Raw genomic sequence first — 16,551 nt, forward strand, 5'->3', positions numbered from 1 at the left:
AGCCTAGTGGCGGCCGCAGGCCGCGGCCCTCCTGCAGGGTCCCGCCCGGACCGTGCGGGCGGTGGGGCGCAGAAGGGCCGTTCGTCAGGCGGGAACGCTGTCGGCAGCGCGCCGGACGGCCGCCACGTCGATGCGGCGCATCTGGAACATCGCCTCGGCCGCGCGCTGGGCGCGGCCCGGATCGGGGTCGCCCAGCAGGGCCGGGAGCTCCACCGGGATGACCTGCCATGAGACGCCGAACCGGTCCTTGAGCCAGCCGCACATGCTTTCCTCGCCGCCCTCGGTGAGGCGGGTCCAGTAGTGGTCGGCCTCCTCCTGGTCGGCGCACATGATCTGGAAGGAGATGGCCTCGCTGTGCGGGAACTGCGGCCCGCCGTTGAGCGCCACGTACTCCTGGCCGTCCAGGGTGAAGCTCACCGTCATCGCGGTTCCCTCCGGCATGGGCTGGCCGGGGCCGTAGCGGGTGACCTGGCCGATGGAGCTGTTCGGGAAGATCGTGGTGTAGTGGGCGGCGGCCTCCTCGGCCTGACGGTCGAACCAGAGGCACGGGATCTGCTGGGGCATCGCGGGCTCCTTCGCGCACCGGCCGGGCGCCGGTGTCGAGGAGTGGACCGCCCCGGGCCGGTGAACTCATCGGTCGTTTACCGGCCCGCCGGGCTCGGGCACTGGTCTCGGTGCCAGCACCGTGACGATCCAGCACCGAGACGATCCAGCACCGAGACGATCCAGCACCGAGACGATCCAGCACCGCGACGATCCAGCACCGCGACGATCCAGCACCGCGACGATCCAGCACCGCGACGATCCAGCACCGCGACGATCCAGCACCGCGACGATCGAGGAGATCCCATGGCCCGCTCCGTCCGCCCCCGCCTGATCCGCACCACCGCTGCCGCGTTCGCCATCGCCGCCGCCTCCGTGACCACCGCGGCCTGCGGCGACGACGTCGTCGACGACGGCGTCGAGCAGAACGTCGAGGAGGGCATCACCGACCTCGAGGAGGAGGTCGACGACGCCACCGACAACGAGGGCTGAGCCGCACGCGCCCCCGCTGCCGGTGCTCCCGCGGCACGTGGTGGGGGCGGCGGGGCCCTCGTTCAGTGCCCCGAGCTGCCTGGGCTGGAGTGCCAGAGCTTGCGCGGCGGCGCAGACGCCGCGCGGCGGGCTGCGGTCGACGCGTCGTCCCCGGCCGGCTTGATGTCGGCGTAGGGCGACATCCGGAACCCGGTGGGGTGCACCAGCACCGGCTTGACCACCACCGGCCGGGACCCGCGCGAGGCCGCGGCCCCGGTGATCGCCTGCTCGGTGTACTCCCCCGGTGCCGCCATCAGCTCGGCGACCGCCTCCAGCCCCCCGGCCTCCCACGCCTCGTGCAGCGCCGGCAGCTCCCAGGCCCCGGTGGCCCGCAGGGACATCCCCCGCGGCCCGGTGCGGCGCAGCACCCCGCGGATCACCAGCAGCCACGAGTGGAAGACCGTCGCGGCGTAGGGGCCCTGGGCGTCCTCGAAGAACGTCGAGTCGGTGCACCCGGTGCCGTCGTCCAGGGTCACGAACACCACCCGGCGGCCGGACCGGATCGGCGGGGTCTGGGTGGCCACCTTCACCCCGGCCACCAGGACCTCCGCGCCGCTGCGGCAGCCGAGCAGCTCCCCGGCCGGCACCGCGCCGATCGCGGACAGGAACGGCCGGTAGAAGTCGACGACGTGCCGGCTGGCGTCCAGCCCCAGCACCTCCAGCTCCGCGCGCACCAGTTCCGCGTCGGTGAACTCGGGCAGCCCGCTGCTCGCAGCAGGGCTGGGCGCGGCCACCCCGTCCTGCTCCGCCGGATCGCCCCCGGGCTCCTCCTCGGGTAGCCCCAGCCCCATGAGGTCCAGGCTCAGCTGCCCGTCCGAGGCGGCCCGCGCCCCGCTGCGGCTCCACCGGTCCAGCTCGCTGATCTGCAGCAGCAGGTCCCGCCGGGTCACCTGGCGGCGGCGGCGCGTCGGCCGGCCGGCCTCGCGGTCCCGCATCCCGAAGCCGTAGAGCGAGTCGAACCCGCCCGCCAGCACCAGCCGCTCGACCACCGGCCGGGACACCGACGCCCGGGACCAGAAATCCGTCAGTGACCGGTACGGCTGCCCGGTGACGACCCGCGCCACCTCGTCGTCGGAGATGCCCTTCACGTCGGCCAGGGACAGCCGGATGCCGTACCGGGTGGGGTCCGGCATCGCCGCCGGCATCCACTCCGGGCGCCGCCACCCGCCCTGCTCCTGACCCTCACCCTCCACCTCATCCTCAGGGTCGGCCGCATCGTCCCGGTCCAGCCGCTCGACGCGGTAGCTCCCGACCGACGCGTTGACGTCGAGCCCGAGCACCCGGATCCCGAAGTTGCGGGCGTCGTCGAGGATCAGCCGCTTCGGGTACATGCCCGGGTCGTGGGTGAGCACCCCGGCGAGGAAGGCCGCCGGGTGGTGGGTCTTCAGCCAGGCCGACTGGTACGTCGGCAGCGCGAACGCCGCCGCGTGCGCCTTGCAGAAGCCGAAGGACCCGAAGGCGACGAGCACCTCCCACACCTGCTCGGCGACCTCCACCGGGTAGCCGGCCTGCAGCGCGCGCGGGACGAACCAGGCACGCACCTCGGGGTGGGCGTCCTTCTCCCCCAGCGCCCGGCGCACCTCGTCGGCCTCGGCCAGGGTGCAGCCGGCCATCCGGGACACGACCTGCAGCACCTGCTCGTGGAAGACCACGACCCCGGCGGTCTCGGCGAGCGCGAACTCCAGGTCGGGGTGCGGGTACTGCGCCTCCCGCCAGCCGTTCCGGGCCATGAGGAACGGGGTGACCATGTCGCTCTTCACCGGGCCGGGCCGGAACAGCGAGATGTCGATGACGATGTCCTCGAAGGTCTGCGGCCCGAACTTGCCGACCAGTTCCCGCTGCCCCGGTGACTCGATCTGGAACATCCCCAGGGTCCGGGTGCTGCGGATCAGCTCGAAGGTCGTCGGGTCGTCGCGCGGGACGGCGTCGATGTCCACCGTCTCCTCGTCGACCCGCTCGATCTCGTCGAGGGCGTGCGCGATCGCCGACTGCATCCGGATGCCGAGCAGGTCGAGCTTGAGCAGGCCCAGCTCCTCGACGTCGTCCTTGTCGAACTGGCTCATCGGGTAGCCCAGGTAGCTGCTCTCCACCGGCGTGCGGTCCAGCAGCGTGGCGTCGGACAGCAGCACCCCGCAGGGGTGCAGCGCGATGTGCCGGGGCAGCCCGTCGAGCCGGGAGACGAGGTCGAACAACAGGTCCAGATCACCCGAGCCACCGGACCGCTTCGACCCCAGCCGGCTGGCCCGCAGCTCGGGCAGGTCGCGCAGCGCGGCGTGCACCTGGTTGGCCCGGATGTGCGGAAAGGCCTTGGCGACGGCGTCGACCTCCGCCTGCGGCAGGCCCAGCGCGGCGCCGACGTCGCGGATCGCGTGCCGCACCCGGTAGGTGTCCATCATCGAGATGCAGCTGACCCGGTCGGCGCCGAAGCGGTCGATGACCGCGTCGTAGACCTCCATCCGCCGCGCGGACTCCACGTCGATGTCGATGTCGGGCAGCTGATGGCGCAGCGGCGAGAGGAACCGCTCCATCAGCAACCCGTAGCGCAGCGGGTCGACGTCGGAGATGCCGAGCAGGTAGGTGACCAGGCTGCCGGCGCCCGAGCCCCGCGCCGCCGCGCGGACCCTCAAGCTCTTGATGAGGTCGACCACGTCGGCGACGGTGAGGAAGTAGGAGGGGTAGCCGAGGGAGTCGATCACCGCCAGCTCCTCGTCCAGCCGCTGGCGCACCCGCGCCGTGGGCGCCATGCCGCGCCGGCCCAGCCCGGCCTCGCAGCGGGCGCGCAGCACCTGGGCCGGCCCCATCCCACGCTCGGCCGGCGTGGTGACGACGTCCAGCTCCGGGTAGCGGACGCTGCCGATCCCGAGGTCGCCGGCGGGGTCGACGGCGCACTGCTCGGCCAGCCGCGCGGTGCGCTCAAGCAGCCGCGCTGCTGCGTCCCGGTCGGGACCCACCAGGTCCTCGGCGACCTCGGCCATCTCCTTGCCCGACTTCAGGTAGCCCTCGGCCGTGGTGCGGTCGACGTGCCGGGCGCCGAGCGGGACCAGCCGCCGGGCCGCGTCGAGCACGTCGGCGGTCGGTGCGTCCAGGGCGTCGACGTACCGGACGGCGTTGCTCAACACCACCGGCACCTGCTGCTCGGCGGCGAACCGCAGCACGGCCTGCGCCCGGGAGCGGTCGCCCTGGCCGCGGTGGTGCACGACCTCCAGCGCCAGCCCCGGGCCGAAGACCGCCCGCCAGGCGTCCAGCTGGTCGGCGGCCAGGTCGGCCCGCCCGGCCAGCAGCGCGCGGCCCACCGGGGAGTCCGGCCCCAGCAGCGGGGTCAGCCCGCGGGCGTGCTCGGCGGCGAGGGCCAGCGAGCTCACCGGCTCGCCGCGGGTGCCGCGCAGGTGGGTGGCGCTGGTGAGCCGGCACAGCGACCGCCAGCCGGCGCCGTCCCGGGCCAGGAAGGTGATCCGGGGCAGGCGGGGGTCGACGCTCGCCCCACCGCGGGCCGGGGCCCGGCGAGGGGACGCCGCGGCCCGCGACCGCGGGGGCCGGGCCGCCGCGGGGTCCTCCCCCAGCACGTGCGCGAGCGCCGGGGGCACGCTGGTGCCCAGCGACGGGGCCACCGCCAGGTCGACCCCGAAGATCGGCCGCACCCCCGCCGTTCGGCAGGCCAGCGCGAACTTCACCGCGCCGTAGAGCCCGTCCCGGTCGGTCAGGGCCAGCGCCGGCATGCCGTGCTCGGCGGCGCGGGCCACCAGGTCGGCGGGGTGGTTGGCCCCGTACCGCATGGAGTAGCCGGAGGCGACGTGCAGGTGGACGAAGGGGTCACTCACGTCCGGGACCCGGCGGACCGGGATCGTGCCGGCCCACCCACCACGTGCGGCCTCGGGTACCGGGGCGACTCGGGCAGCGGCGTGCTGCCGAGCACGGTCTCGACCACGCCCAGGAAGGCGCGGACGTCGCGGACGAGGTCGTCGGCCTCCCGTTCGGTGACCGCGCGGGACAGCCCGGCCTCGGCGGCGGCGCGCTTGCCCGCGCCCGCGGCGAAGAAGGTCGCCCACTCGCCCAGCTCGGGTGCGACCTGCCCGAGCAGCACCCAGGCGCTGCGCGGCCGGCGACGACCACCCTCCGGCCGGGTGCGGGCGGCCAGGACCGCGGCGGCGGCGCGCAGGGCGGCGAGGTGGGCGGTGGCGTACCGCTCGCGGTGATCGGCAACAGCGGCGGCCGCGGCCAGCCCGCGGTGCGCCTGACCCAGCAGCGTCGCGGCGGCCGCGGGCAGCGCCGGGGGCAGCGGCAGCTGGTCGGCCGGCACGGCTCGTGCGGCGCCCATCAGTCGTGCACCCGCACGAGCCACCAGTGGTTGCCGGACGCGTCCCACGACAGGTCGTAGACCCCGGCGAAGCTCATCCGGGACCGCCCGGCCCGGACCGCCTCGACCCGCCAGACCTCCCGCGGCGCCACCAGGTCGGCCGAGGCACCTCCCCCGTCGGCGTCGCGCAGCCACCACGGCGTGGTCTCGATCCAGGAGTCGAGCAGCTCCCCCACCACGTACCGGGACTGGCCGCGCCAGAACTGCACGGGCCCCAGCGGGCCGCGCTCGACCTGCACCTCTTCGCCGGCCCGACCGACGACCTCACCCAGCACCCGGCTCATGACACGCTCCCCACGCCTCGCCCCACGCGCACGCCCGTCCCGTCACCCACCGGCGGGGAAGAGCCGGGAGAGCGGGACGGACGCGGTTCGAACGCCTGTTCGAACGGCGTCCAGTAGACCGGAGCCGGCCGGCCCCGTCAAGCCGCTCCGGACCCGTGTCGCGCGGCCCCCGCACCACCTCGACCCGGGTCCGGGCACACGCCGGGCGCGCCGGCCCCCGGGCGATGGGAGGATCGACCCATGCCCTCGCCCGACCACCCCCGGGTCACCGAGGTCGCGCGGCTGCTCCGCGCGGCCGGTGCTGCCGGCGAGGTGCGCCACCTGCCCGACAGCGCGCGCACCGCCCCGGCGGCCGCCGACCAGCTCGGCGTCCCGGTCGGCGCCATCGCCAACAGCCTGGTGTTCGACGTCGGCGGCGCGCCGCTGCTGGTCCTGACCAGCGGCGGCCACCGGGTCGACGAGGTCCGGGTCGCCGAGCTGCTCGGCGTCCCGGCGCTCACCCGGGCCGACGCCGACTTCGTGCGGCGGCACACCGGTCAGCCCATCGGCGGGGTCGCTCCGATCGGCCACCCGGAGCCGATCGGCACCCTGGTCGACGTCGAGCTGGCCCGCTACGACGAGGTGTGGGCGGCCGCCGGGCACCCGCACACGGTCTTCCCCACCAGCTACGACGAGCTGCTCCGGCTCACCGAGGGCACCCCGGCCGAGGTCGCGGCCGAGACCGGTCCCGGGACGGCGGTCGGCCGATGACGGGCACCCGCTCCACCACCCGGATCCTCGAGCTGCCGCCGCCGTGGATGCGCGAGCACATGCACGAGGTGCTCACCGTCTACGGCCTGGCGATGGGCTACGACTCCGGCATCGTCGCCGGCCGCTACGGCTACGCCATCCAGCACACCGAGCGGCCCGGCTTCCGCGCGGTGGGCGCCTTCGCGCAGACCGGGGTGGGCGGGGGCGAGACAGCTGAGCGCCTGGTCGGCTTCGGCTACGGCTACCTCGTCGCCCCCGGGCAGTGGTGGCACGACCAGGTGCGCGCGGCGCTGGACCGGCGGACGGCGAAGAAGTGGCTCCCCGGCGCCTTCGAGGTCTGCGAGCTGCACGTCCACCCCGACGCGCAGAGCCAGGGCCTCGGCCGGCAGCTGCTGCACGCGCTCGTCGAGGGGCTGCCGCACCCGGTGGCCCTGCTGTCCACGCCCGACGCCGACACCAAGGCCTTCCGGCTGTACCGGGCCGACGGGTTCGTCGACCTGGCCCGCGGCTACCACTTCCCCGGCGACTCCCGGCCCTTCGCCATCCTCGGTGCCCAGCTGCCGCTGCATCCACCGGCCGCCTCGCCGACGAACTCCCGGGCGTGACCGCACCCGCCGCCCCGCCCGGACCGGTCGACGTGGTCGACGTGGTCGTCGTCGGCTCCGGCCACAACGGCCTCGTCGCCGCCTGCTACCTCGCCCGGGAAGGGCTGAGGGTGGAGGTGGTCGAGTCCGACGAGGTGCTCGGCGGCGCGGTCTCCACCGTCGAGCGCTGGCCCGGGGTCCGGGTGGACCGCGGCTCGAGCGCGCACGTGATCGTCCGCCACAGCGGCATCGTCGAGGAGCTCGACCTGGCCGCCTCCGGCCTGCGCTACATCGACTGCGACCCCTGGGGCTTCGCCCCCGCCCCGCGCCCCGGCGACCCGGGCCCCGACGGCCGGCCGCTGGTCTTCTCCGTCGACCTGGACGCCACCTGCGCCTCGATCGAGGCGGCGTGCGGAGCCGGGGACGCCGCGGCCTACCGCCGGTTCGTCGGGGTGTGGGCGCCGCGCAGCCGGGCGGTCGTCGCGTCGTTCGGCCGGGCGCCGTCCGCCGGTGGCCTGGTCCGGTCGTTCTGGCCGCTCGGCGCGCCCGCCGAGGGCCGCCCCCGCACCCCAGGCGGCGAGCTGGCCGTCGACTTCCTCGGCTCGGGCGACGCGCTGCTGGACCGCTGGTTCACCAGCGAGCGGCTCAAGGCGGCGCTGGCCTGGTTCGGCGCCCAGTCCGGGCCACCGATGTCCGAACCGGGCACGGCCGCCATGGTCGGCTGGGTCGCGCTGCTGCACGACGTCCCCCCGGGGCACCCGGTCGGCGGCTCCGGCGGCCTGACCCAGGCGCTGCGCCGGCGGCTGGAGGCCGACGGCGGCCGGGTGGTGCTCGGCGACGGTGCCGCGCGGCTGCTAGTCGAGGAGGGCCGGGTCGTCGGCGTCGAGACCCGGTCGGGCCGGACGGTCCGGGCGCCGGCGGTCGTGGCCGCCTGCCACATCGGGGTCACCCGCGCGCTCGCCGGGGACGCCGCGCCGCCCGTCCTCGCCGACGCCGCACCGCCGATCGGCAACGGCTTCGGCCTGGTCGTGCGCGCGCTCACCGACGCGCCGCCGTCCTACCCCGGCGTCTCGCCCGCCGACGCCCTGCAGGGGCTGCAGCTGCTCTGCACCGACCGCGCCCAGCTGGCCGCCGCGCACGGCGACTGGGGCGCGGGCCGGGTGCCCCGCGAGCCGGTGCCGCTGGCCATGTCCTTCTCGGCGAGCGACGACACGCTCGCGCCGCCCGGGCAGCACGTGGTCACCATCTGGGGCCAGTGGTATCCCTACGCCCTGGCCGACGGCGGGAACTGGGACGACCTCGCCGACGCCGAGGCCCGCCGCCTGGTGGCCGCGGTCGACCGCTACGCCCCCGGGTTCGCCGACTCGGTGCGGGAGACGTACGTGCAGACGCCGCTGGCGCTCGAGCGGGAGCTGTCCCTGCCCCGTGGCAACGTCATGCACGTGGAGATGGGCCTGGCCAGCATGTTCGCCTTCCGCCCGGCGCCGGGGCTGTCGGGCTACCGGGTGCCGGGGCTGCCAGGCCTCTACCTCGCCGGCGCCTCCACCCACCCCGGCGGCGGGGTGTCGGGCAACTCCGGGCGGTCCGCGGCGCGCACCCTCCTCGCCGACCGGCGCGCGCTGCCGCGCCTCCGGGCGGCGGCCGGCCGCGCCCTGCGCCGCCGCCGGCGGGGAGCGGGCGCATGACCGCCGCAGCTCCGTCGCTGACGCTGCCGACCGGGCGGCGGGCGGTTCCCGTCGCGCTGGCCGGCGCCCTGGTGGCCGCGGCCATCGCCTACCCGCTGAGCTCCGGGTCCGGCCGCGACGTCGTCTCCTGGACGATCGTGCTGCTGGGCTCGGCGCTGTCGGTGGTCCACGCCGGGCTCAGCCGGGGCGCCCGGACCGGGGCGGGCGTGCTCCTCCTGGTCGCGCTGGTCGCGATCGCGTTCGAGTCCGTCGGGGTGGCGACCGGCTTCCCGTACGGCAGCTACACCTACAGCGACGTGCTCGGGCCGACGCTGCTCGGGGTCCCGTTCCTCGTCCCCCTGGCCTGGCTGATGATGGCCTGGCCCAGCTGGCTGCTCGGCGGGCTGCTGGCCCGGCCGGTCCGCGCCGGCCTCCGGCGGCCGGCGCGCATCGCGTGGGCGGCGGCGGTGTTCGCGGCGTGGGACGTCGTCCTCGACCCGCAGCTGGTGCAGGCGGGCTACTGGACGTGGGCCGACCCGAGCCCGGGCCTGCCCGGCATCGACACCGTGCCGCTGACCAACCTCGCCGGCTGGCTGCTGGCCGGGCTGGTGCTCATGACCCTGCTCGACCTGCTGGTGGCGCGCACCCGGGCCGTCGGCTCCCCGCGGGTGGGCCCCGCCGCGCCGCTGTTCGCGCTGGCGTGGATGACCCTCGGTGGCGCGCTCGCGCACGCCGGCTGGCTGGGCCTGCCGGGGTCGGCGGCCTGGGGCGCCGGGCTGGGCGCGGCCGTGCTGCTCGTGCTCGCCGTGCAGCACCGGCGCGCGGGCCGCCGGTGAGCGGGCGCCTGCTCCGCGCGCTGGCCGGTCTCTCGGTCGCCGGCGCCGCGCACGCGGCGGTCAACGCCGTGCTGCTGCGCCGTCCCCCGGCGGACCCGCCACCGGTCCGCCGCCCGGTCACCGTCGTGGTGCCGGTGCGCGACGAGGCCGACCAGGTGGCCGGCTGCCTGGCCGCGCTGCTCGACCAGCGGGGGGTCGACCGGCTGCGGATCGTGGTGGTCGACGACGGCTCCACCGACGGCACCGCCGACGTCGTCCGGGCGGTGCACGACCGGCGGGTCCGGCTGGTGAGCGCCCCCGCTCCCCCGCCGGGCTGGCTCGGCAAGCCGCACGCCTGCGCCGAGGGGGCCGCGACCGCCGCGGCCGGCGCCGATGACGTGCTGGTCTTCGTCGATGCCGACGTGCGGCTGTTCCCCGACGCGATCGCCGGCGCCGTCGCCGTGCTCGACGCGCACGGGCTGGACCTGGTCTCCCCCTGGCCCCGGCCGCTCGCCGAGGGCCCGGCCGAGCGGCTGGTGCAGCCGCTGGCCCCCTGGCTCTGGACGACGACGCTGCCGCTGCGGCTGGCCGAGCGCTCCCGCCACCCCTCGCTCGCCGCCGCCAACGGCCAGTTCCTGGTGGTGCGCCGCGGGGCGTACGAGCGCGCCGGCGGGCACGGCTCGGTCCGCGGTGAGGTGCTCGAGGACATCGCGCTGCTGCGGTCGGTCAAGCGAGCGGGCGGCCGCGGGGCGCCGATCGAGGGCGCCCGGCTCGCCGCCTGCCGGATGTACGCGGGCTGGCCCGAGGTCCGCGAGGGCTACGCCAAGTCGCTCTGGGCCTCCGTCGGCGGCCGGCCGGCCGGCGCCGTGGTCGCGGCCGCCGCGCTCACCGCCGTCTACGTCGTCCCCGCGGTGGCGGCGGTCGCCGGCTCGCGGGCCGGGCTGGTCGGCTACGCGGCGGGGGTGGCGGGGCGGGTCGCGGCCGGCGTGGTGAGCGGCAGCCGCACCTGGCCCGACGCGCTGGCGCACCCGGTGTCGGTGCTCGCCCTGGATGCCCTCGTGCTGCACTCGGTCCGGGGCCACCGGCGCGGCTCGCTGCGGTGGCGGGGCCGCCCCGTCGAGGCGAGGTCCGCGCACGCATCGGCGACGATGACCGGGTGACCTCCGCCGAGCAGCAGCGCCCCCGCACCTCGTTCGACCCGGCCGGGATGTCCGCCGCGGCGTTCTACCGCGTGCTGAACTCCGTCGTCGTGCCCCGACCGATCGCGTGGGTGTGCAGCCGCTCGGCCGAGGGGGTGCACAACCTGGCGCCGCACTCCTTCTACACGGTCGCCTGCGTCGACCCGCCGATCGTGCAGTTCACCTCGGTGGGCCGGAAGGACTCGCTGCGCAACGTGGAGGCGACCGGCGAGTTCACCGTGAACCTCACCCCGGAGGCGCTGTTCGAGCAGGTCAACGCCACCGCGACCGAGTTCCCGCCGGACACCAGCGAGGCCGAGCACGCCGGGGTGCGGCTGGAGCCGGCGGAGAAGGTGTCGGCGCTCCGGGTGGCGGAGTCTCCGGTGAGCATCGAGTGCGAGCTGCACTCGACGCTGCGCCTGGGCGACAGCACGGTGGTCCTCGGCCGGGTCGTGCACGTCAGCGCCTGGAGCGCGGCGGTGCGGGACGGCCGGCCGCGGATCGAGGAGCTGCGCCCGCTGGCCCGGCTCGGCGGGAACGAGTGGACGACGATCGGCGAGGTGCGCGAGATCGCCCGGATCCCCTACGACCGGTGGGCGGCCGACCCCTCGATCGGCGAGCGGATCAGAGGCAGTTAGACGGGCCGTCGCGAGCGGGCCCCGCACGGGTCCGCGCAGCGAGGACGGAACGGCTCAGCGCTGCAGGGGGCCGGCACCTGGCCGCGGTGTCGTCGGCGAGGACGACGGTGTTCTAGCCCGGCAGGTGCGCGGCGACCTCGTCGGCCGCGTCCGCGCCGAAGGCCTCGGCGAAGCGCTCCAGGAAGCTGGCCCGCGGCAGGTCGTACTCCTGGGTGCCGATCACCTCGACGGCGGCGGTGGCGACCGCCGAGCCCAGCTGCGTCGACCGCTCGAGCCCCAGACCCCAGGTGCGGCCGGCGATGAACCCGGCCCGCAGGGCGTCACCGCCGCCGGTGGGCTCGACCGGCTTGGTCTCGGGTACCGCGATCACCGACAGCGGCTCCTCGCCGGCCCGCCGCACCAGGATCCCCTCGGCGGCGCGGGTGGTGACCCAGGTGCCGACCCGCGCCAGCACCTCGTCGGCGGTCCAGCCGGTCTTCTGCAGCAGCAGCGCCGCCTCGTACTCGTTGGTGAACAGCAGCTCCGCGCCGGTGACCAGGTCGCGGATCATCTCGCCGTCGGCCCAGGCCAGCTGCTGGCTGGGGTCGGCGGCGAAGGGGTAGCCGAGGTCCCGGCACTCCTGGGTGTGGCGCACCATCGCCGTGGGGTCGTTCGGGCCGACGACGACCAGGTCCGGCGCCCCGATCCGGTCGACGACCGGCGCGAGCTCGATCTGCGACGCCTCGGCCATGGCGCCCGAGTAGAACGACGCGATCTGGTTGTTCGACTGGTCGGTCGTGCACACGAAGCGGGCGGTGTGCTTGAGCTCCGACCAGCGCACGCTGCGGGTGTCCACCCCGTGCCGGGTCAGCCAGGCGTCGTAGTCGGCGAAGTCGCTGCCGACCGACCCCACCAGCACCGGCGCCAGGCCCAGCAGGCCCAGCCCGTACGCCATGTTGGCTCCCGCGCCGCCGCGGTGCTGCACCAGGTCGTCGACCAGGAACGACAGCGAGACGTTCTCCATCTGGCCGTCGACGAACTGCTCGGTGAAGCGGCCGGGGAAGGTCATCAGGTGGTCGGTGGCGATGGAGCCGGTGACGACGACGGGCACGGAGGGCTCCTGGGGGACGAACCGGAGGGGAACGGCGGGGATCGGGCACGCACACCCTAGGGGCCGGCCCGGGATGCCGCCGTCCCGAGGGCCCTACCTCGTCGCTGAGCCTGGTCAGCCGGGGCCGGGAACGGTGCCCTGGCCCGGCCCGGACAGCTCGCCGCGCAGCCACCACCCCAGCTGCACGGTGCCCACGGCGCCCAGCGCGACCCCGACGGCCGCGCCGGCGGTGACCACGAGGGGGCCGCCCGCGAAGCCGGCCACCTCCAGGCCCGAGACCACCCCTGCCCCGCCGAGGGTGAGGCCGCTCATCGCCACCCGGGTGGGCCGTTCCCACAGCGAGATCGGGCCGGTGCGGTGCACGCCCGCCTGCCCGGCGCGGGCCCGCAGGTAGTCGGGCAGCCAGCACAGCGCGCCGAAGGAGACGGCCAGCCAGCCGGGCGCACCGGCGGCCCACAGCGCCGCGGCGTAGGCCGCCTCGGTCAGCCGGTCGACGACGGAGTCGAGCACGAAGCCGCGCTGCGAGGCGCGCCCGGTGCCGATGGCGAGGGCGCCGTCGAGGCTGTCCAGCAGGCCGGAGAGCCCCACCAGCAGCCCGGCGACGATCAGCCACCCGCCCCCCGCGGCGGCCGGCGGCACCGCGGCGGCCGCCACCAGCACGCCCGCGGCGGTGGCGGCGACCGGGGGCAGCACGGCCAGCGGCCGGGCGAGGGTGTGCGCCAGCGTCAGCCAGCCGCGGACCAGCGGGGCCTGCGTGTCGGCGCCGCCGTGCCAGCGCGACCAGGCGGCCAGGTACTCCTCCCGATCGAGCACCGCGCCTCCTCCCGACGTCCAGCAGCACCAGGGACAGTAGGTGCATGCCCACCGCCGTCCGCCGCCGTGTGCTGCTGATCCTGCTGGCGGGAGCGCTGCTCGGCGCGGTGGCGCTGGCCGGCGGGCTGCTGGTCGGCGGAGACCGCCCGGCCGCCTCGGTCGCCGGCCCGGCGGCGGCTCCTCCCGCTGCCGTGGAGCCGCCCGGCCCGGTGCTGCTGGTCCCCGGTTACGGCGGCAACACGGCGTTGCTGGAACCGCTGGCGGAGCGCCTGCGAGGCACCGGCCGGGACGCCTCGGTGGTGGCGCTGCCGGGGAACGGGACCGGCGACCTGCGTGCCTCCGCCGCCGCGCTCGACGCCGCGGTGTCGGCGGCGCTGGCCCGCACCGGAGGCGGCAGCGTCGACGTCGTGGGCTACTCCGCCGGCGGCCTGGTCGCCCGGCTCTGGGTCGCCGACGGGCACGCCGACGTCGCCCGCCGGGTGCTCACCCTGGGCGCCCCGCACCACGGCACGGACCTGGCCCAGCTGGGCGCCCGGCTCGCGCCCGACCGCTGCCCGGATGGCTGCCGGCAGATGCTCCCGGACAGCGAGCTGCTCACCGGGCTCAACGCCGACGAGACCCCCGACGGGGTCGACTGGGTGTCGGTGTGGTCGGCGCAGGACCGCGTCGTGACGCCGCCGGACTCCGCCCGCCTGGAGGGCGCGCTCAACCTGACCGTGCAGTCGGTGTGCGCCGGGCGGGCGGTCAGCCACCAGGAGCTGCCCGGCGACCCGGTGGTGCAGGGCATCGTCGATGCCCAGCTCGGCGCCGGGGAGCCGGTGGAGCTCACCGCGGACGACTGCACCCGGCTGGGCGGCTGAGGTCCGGCTCGCGCGAGCCTGTCCCGGCGCGACGCCTGTCCCGGTGCTACGCCTGTCCCAGCGCGACGACCAGGCAGCAGCCCGCCAGCGCGAGCGCGACCGGCGTCATGAGCAGCCGCTCCGGGCGGCTACGGGAGATCCCGTTCATCACGACGCCGAGCGCGAAGTAGCCGGTGAGCACCCAGATGCCCACGCCGGCCACGACGTCGGGCAGGCCGGACAGCACCTCGGCCGCCTGCAGGATCACCACGGCGAAGAACGCGTACAGGAGGACGGAGACCGCGCTGCCGACCCGCAGACCCCGCGGCAGCACCTCGTGCTGGCCGCCCCACGCGAACCGCCCCAGCGGGCGGCCGGTCAGCAGCAGCAGCTGCAGGATGCCGAGAGCGGCGAGCAGGACGCAGGCCAGGACGGCGGCCAGGGTGATCACCGGCGCAGCCTATGGTCGGGCACCGGGCTCGTGACGATCGTGCCGCAGCGACGTGGACCTCGGAACAGCTGCCCCTCCGCGGCGTGGTGGCCCGACCGGTGGAGGGCGGTCACGACCATCCATGGATCTGTGGACGGCGTGCTGACCTGGGGATTCGTGCTGCGGCCGTCGATGATCGGCGGTATCCTTCGTACATGCGTTCGACTGGTGGGTGCGGGGCGGTGAGCCGCTTGTCGGCTGCGCTGGACGAGCTGGCCGACGAGGACCTGAGTGGGAAGTTCGGGCCGGAGCTGCTGGAGCAGCTGGGTGGGCTGCTGGTGGCGTCGAACCGGCTGTCCGCGGAGGTCGCGCGGGTGGTGCGGGAGTGCGAGGTGACCGGCGCCGCGGAGCACGACGGGCAGAAGACGATGGCCTCCTGGCTGCGCGGGCACGCCCGGTTCTCACCGGGTGCGGCGGCGAGGGTGGTGCGCTCGGGTCGGGCGCTGGCCGAGCTGCCGGCGGCGGCGGCAGCGGGTGCGCTGAGCGCGGAGGCGATCGCGCCGGTCGCGGCGCCGGCCAGCCTCGCCGCCGCCGAGGAGCAGGGCGTGGATGTGGCCGGGGTGGACGCCGCCCTGGCCGAGGTCGCCGCGGCTCGGCCGCACGCGGAGCTGCGGCAGGTGGTCGAGCACTACCTGGCCCGCCTCGACCCCGACGGCACCGAGCCCGACCCGACCGAGGGCCGGTCGCTGACGTTCGCCAGGCACGCCGACGGGTCGCTGTCCTTCCGCGGCGAGCTCGACGCCGTGGGTGGGGAGAAGCTGCAGGCGGCGGTGGAGTCGATCGTGCAGGCCTCCCGCCCCGCCGGGGACATGCGCACCCGGGCGCAGCAGTCCGCGGATGCGCTGGTGCAGCTGTGCGACAACGCCCTCGCCGCCGGGAACCTGCCGACGCTGCGGACGGTGAAGCCGCACGTGGTCGTGCGCGTCGACCTCGACGACCTGGTCGACCCCGCCACCGGCCCGGCGCCGCCCGCCTCGGGTTCGGGGCGACGATCTCCGCCGCCCGCGCCCGCTGGCTGGCCTGTGACGGCAACGTCACCCGCATCGTCATCGGCCCCGACGGCCAGCCCCTGGACCTCGGCCGCACCCACCGCGTCGTGCCCGCCCGCCTGCGGCGGGCCGTCGAGGCACGGGACGGCGGCTGCGTGTTCGCGGGTTGTGACGCCCCCACCCACTGGTGCGACGTCCACCACGTCCTGCACTGGGCCGACGGCGGCCAGACCTCCCTGGACAACGCGGGCCTGCTCTGCGAACGGCACCACACCAAGGTCCACCACGGCTTCACCATCGAACGAGATACCGCCGGCCGGTGGCACACCTACCGGCCCGACGGCACCGAGATCCTCGTCCTGCCACGCATAGCCGAGCAGCCCGCCTGCTCCCACGCGGGCTGACCGGACCGCGCCGTCGGCGCCGGCACCCGTCATGTCAACAGGAGCCGGTCGACCTGCTGTCGCCGGGCTGGACTGCCCGTGCGCGTCGGTCGGCATGCCTCGTCCGTGCATCTCCGCATGACCCGACCGCGACGGCGGGTACGCCCCGCCCATGGCCCCTCCCCTGAGCGACGCCCTCGTGGTCGACGTCCTGCGCCGGGTCGACCGGCTGCTCACGCCGCTGGCCACCCGCCTGGGCCGGCCACCGGAACTGCCGCGGCGCGAGCGCGACGAGTGGTGGGCCGAGCAGGTCTCCCGGGTGGCGGCCGGGGTGTCGGCCGTCCCCCGGCTCGCCGGCAAGCTCGCCGACCTGCTGCCGCTGCAGAACACGGTGGGCACCGCGGCGCAGTCGCTCGTGGTGCTCGGCGTCGCCGGCGAGCACGGCGTGGAGGCGCCGGCCGAGCGGGTGTCCCTGCTCGCCCGGGTGCTGCTCGACCGGAATCTTCCCGCGGCCGCCGTCGAGCCGCTGATGACCCGCGAGAAGGGGACCTACGTGCAGGGCGCGCTCGGCCCCCGCGAGGAGCGCCGGGGCGCCAAGGGCGCCGC

General features: G+C 76.2%; 16 protein-coding genes and 1 pseudogene. 10 read left to right on the plus strand and 7 right to left on the minus strand.

Annotation, left to right across the window (positions count from 1 at the left end; translation table 11 throughout):
• Window positions 1-84: 84 nt before the first annotated feature.
• The gene (locus BD833_RS07320) at window positions 85-564 is read right to left on the minus strand and encodes a VOC family protein (RefSeq protein WP_166532488.1); all 480 of its coding nucleotides are present in this window, start codon (window positions 562-564) and stop codon (window positions 85-87) included.
• A 285-nt stretch (window positions 565-849) separates the two neighbouring features.
• Here BD833_RS07320 and BD833_RS07325 point away from each other — a divergent pair, with 285 nt between their 5' ends.
• The gene (locus BD833_RS07325) at window positions 850-1,035 is read left to right on the plus strand and encodes a hypothetical protein (protein WP_166532489.1); all 186 of its coding nucleotides are present in this window, start codon (window positions 850-852) and stop codon (window positions 1,033-1,035) included.
• A 62-nt stretch (window positions 1,036-1,097) separates the two neighbouring features.
• Here BD833_RS07325 and BD833_RS07330 read toward each other — a convergent pair whose 3' ends face one another.
• From BD833_RS07330 to BD833_RS07340, 3 genes are read right to left on the minus strand one after another with little or no spacing between them, the layout of a single operon-like run.
• Complete coding sequence (locus BD833_RS07330; RefSeq protein WP_166532490.1) at window positions 1,098-4,892, minus strand: DNA polymerase III subunit alpha; 3,795 nt, start codon at window positions 4,890-4,892, stop codon at window positions 1,098-1,100.
• Window positions 4,889-5,389 carry an SAV_6107 family HEPN domain-containing protein gene (locus BD833_RS07335; protein ID WP_166532491.1) on the minus strand — a complete coding sequence of 167 codons (501 nt, stop codon included), beginning with the start codon at window positions 5,387-5,389 and terminating at the stop codon, window positions 4,889-4,891. Before BD833_RS07335 ends, BD833_RS07330 begins: the two co-directional genes overlap by 4 nt.
• Window positions 5,389-5,712: a DUF6504 family protein gene (locus tag BD833_RS07340; RefSeq protein ID WP_166532492.1), complete on the minus strand. Its 324-nt coding sequence runs from the start codon at window positions 5,710-5,712 to the stop codon at window positions 5,389-5,391. The genes BD833_RS07335 and BD833_RS07340 overlap by 1 nt, the downstream gene beginning before the upstream one ends.
• A gap of 240 nt (window positions 5,713-5,952) precedes the next feature.
• Between BD833_RS07340 and BD833_RS07345 the strand changes: the two genes are divergently transcribed.
• Genes BD833_RS07345 through BD833_RS07370 form a run of 6 tightly spaced genes read left to right on the plus strand, consistent with a single transcriptional unit; the run spans window position 5,953 to window position 11,341 of the window.
• Window positions 5,953-6,462: a YbaK/EbsC family protein gene (locus BD833_RS07345; RefSeq protein WP_166532493.1), complete on the plus strand. Its 510-nt coding sequence runs from the start codon at window positions 5,953-5,955 to the stop codon at window positions 6,460-6,462.
• Window positions 6,459-7,067, plus strand: coding sequence for a GNAT family N-acetyltransferase (locus BD833_RS07350; RefSeq protein WP_208092410.1), 609 nt, complete (start codon window positions 6,459-6,461; stop codon window positions 7,065-7,067). The genes BD833_RS07345 and BD833_RS07350 overlap by 4 nt, the downstream gene beginning before the upstream one ends.
• Window positions 7,064-8,731, plus strand: a complete 1,668-nt coding sequence (locus BD833_RS07355) for a phytoene desaturase family protein (protein WP_208092411.1) — start codon at window positions 7,064-7,066, stop codon at window positions 8,729-8,731. Before BD833_RS07350 ends, BD833_RS07355 begins: the two co-directional genes overlap by 4 nt.
• Window positions 8,728-9,546 (plus strand): carotenoid biosynthesis protein, encoded by an 819-nt coding sequence (locus tag BD833_RS07360; protein WP_166532494.1) that lies wholly within the window; start codon window positions 8,728-8,730, stop codon window positions 9,544-9,546. Before BD833_RS07355 ends, BD833_RS07360 begins: the two co-directional genes overlap by 4 nt.
• Window positions 9,543-10,685: a glycosyltransferase family 2 protein gene (locus BD833_RS07365; protein WP_166532495.1), complete on the plus strand. Its 1,143-nt coding sequence runs from the start codon at window positions 9,543-9,545 to the stop codon at window positions 10,683-10,685. Before BD833_RS07360 ends, BD833_RS07365 begins: the two co-directional genes overlap by 4 nt.
• Window positions 10,682-11,341: a flavin reductase family protein gene (locus BD833_RS07370; RefSeq protein ID WP_243737512.1), complete on the plus strand. Its 660-nt coding sequence runs from the start codon at window positions 10,682-10,684 to the stop codon at window positions 11,339-11,341. Before BD833_RS07365 ends, BD833_RS07370 begins: the two co-directional genes overlap by 4 nt.
• A 112-nt stretch (window positions 11,342-11,453) precedes the next feature.
• Here the strand turns inward: BD833_RS07370 and BD833_RS07375 are convergent, their stop codons facing one another.
• Together BD833_RS07375 and BD833_RS07380 are read right to left on the minus strand one after the other, a co-directional pair.
• A complete protein-coding gene (locus BD833_RS07375; RefSeq protein ID WP_166532496.1) occupies window positions 11,454-12,431 on the minus strand; it encodes a carbohydrate kinase family protein in 978 nt (325 codons plus the stop codon).
• Between the two features lie 114 nt (window positions 12,432-12,545).
• The gene (locus BD833_RS07380; protein ID WP_166532497.1) at window positions 12,546-13,244 is read right to left on the minus strand and encodes a CDP-alcohol phosphatidyltransferase family protein; all 699 of its coding nucleotides are present in this window, start codon (window positions 13,242-13,244) and stop codon (window positions 12,546-12,548) included.
• 44 nt (window positions 13,245-13,288) lie between these two features.
• Between BD833_RS07380 and BD833_RS07385 the strand changes: the two genes are divergently transcribed.
• Window positions 13,289-14,104 carry a lipase family alpha/beta hydrolase gene (locus tag BD833_RS07385; protein WP_166532498.1) on the plus strand — a complete coding sequence of 272 codons (816 nt, stop codon included), beginning with the start codon at window positions 13,289-13,291 and terminating at the stop codon, window positions 14,102-14,104.
• Between the two features lie 46 nt (window positions 14,105-14,150).
• Here BD833_RS07385 and BD833_RS07390 read toward each other — a convergent pair whose 3' ends face one another.
• Complete coding sequence (locus BD833_RS07390) at window positions 14,151-14,534, minus strand: hypothetical protein (protein ID WP_166532499.1); 384 nt, start codon at window positions 14,532-14,534, stop codon at window positions 14,151-14,153.
• Between the two features lie 194 nt (window positions 14,535-14,728).
• Between BD833_RS07390 and BD833_RS23385 the strand changes: the two are divergent.
• Both BD833_RS23385 and BD833_RS23390 read left to right on the plus strand, forming a co-directional pair.
• A pseudogene (locus BD833_RS23385) lies at window positions 14,729-15,472 on the plus strand (DUF222 domain-containing protein); the annotation flags it as partial.
• Window positions 15,427-15,966 carry an HNH endonuclease signature motif containing protein gene (locus BD833_RS23390; protein WP_341770587.1) on the plus strand — a complete coding sequence of 180 codons (540 nt, stop codon included), beginning with the start codon at window positions 15,427-15,429 and terminating at the stop codon, window positions 15,964-15,966. The pseudogene BD833_RS23385 and the gene BD833_RS23390, both read left to right, overlap by 46 nt.
• Window positions 15,967-16,551: the final 585 nt, after the last annotated feature.

It is taken from the genome of Blastococcus xanthinilyticus, assembly GCF_008124835.1.
GTDB classification, from domain to species: Bacteria; Actinomycetota; Actinomycetes; order Mycobacteriales; family Geodermatophilaceae; genus Blastococcus; species Blastococcus xanthinilyticus.

What these genes read in the sequence shown, in the direction of transcription:
- BD833_RS07320 (WP_166532488.1), bottom strand. Translation starts at nt 564, where the DNA reads ATGCCCCAGCAGATCCCGTGCCTCTGGTTCGACCGTCAGGCCGAGGAG.
- BD833_RS07325 (WP_166532489.1), top strand. Translation starts at nt 850, where the DNA reads ATGGCCCGCTCCGTCCGCCCCCGCCTGATCCGCACCACCGCTGCCGCG.
- BD833_RS07335 (WP_166532491.1), bottom strand. Translation starts at nt 5,389, where the DNA reads ATGGGCGCCGCACGAGCCGTGCCGGCCGACCAGCTGCCGCTGCCCCCG.
- BD833_RS07340 (WP_166532492.1), bottom strand. Translation starts at nt 5,712, where the DNA reads ATGAGCCGGGTGCTGGGTGAGGTCGTCGGTCGGGCCGGCGAAGAGGTG.
- BD833_RS07345 (WP_166532493.1), top strand. Translation starts at nt 5,953, where the DNA reads ATGCCCTCGCCCGACCACCCCCGGGTCACCGAGGTCGCGCGGCTGCTC.
- BD833_RS07350 (WP_208092410.1), top strand. Translation starts at nt 6,459, where the DNA reads ATGACGGGCACCCGCTCCACCACCCGGATCCTCGAGCTGCCGCCGCCG.
- BD833_RS07360 (WP_166532494.1), top strand. Translation starts at nt 8,728, where the DNA reads ATGACCGCCGCAGCTCCGTCGCTGACGCTGCCGACCGGGCGGCGGGCG.
- BD833_RS07385 (WP_166532498.1), top strand. Translation starts at nt 13,289, where the DNA reads ATGCCCACCGCCGTCCGCCGCCGTGTGCTGCTGATCCTGCTGGCGGGA.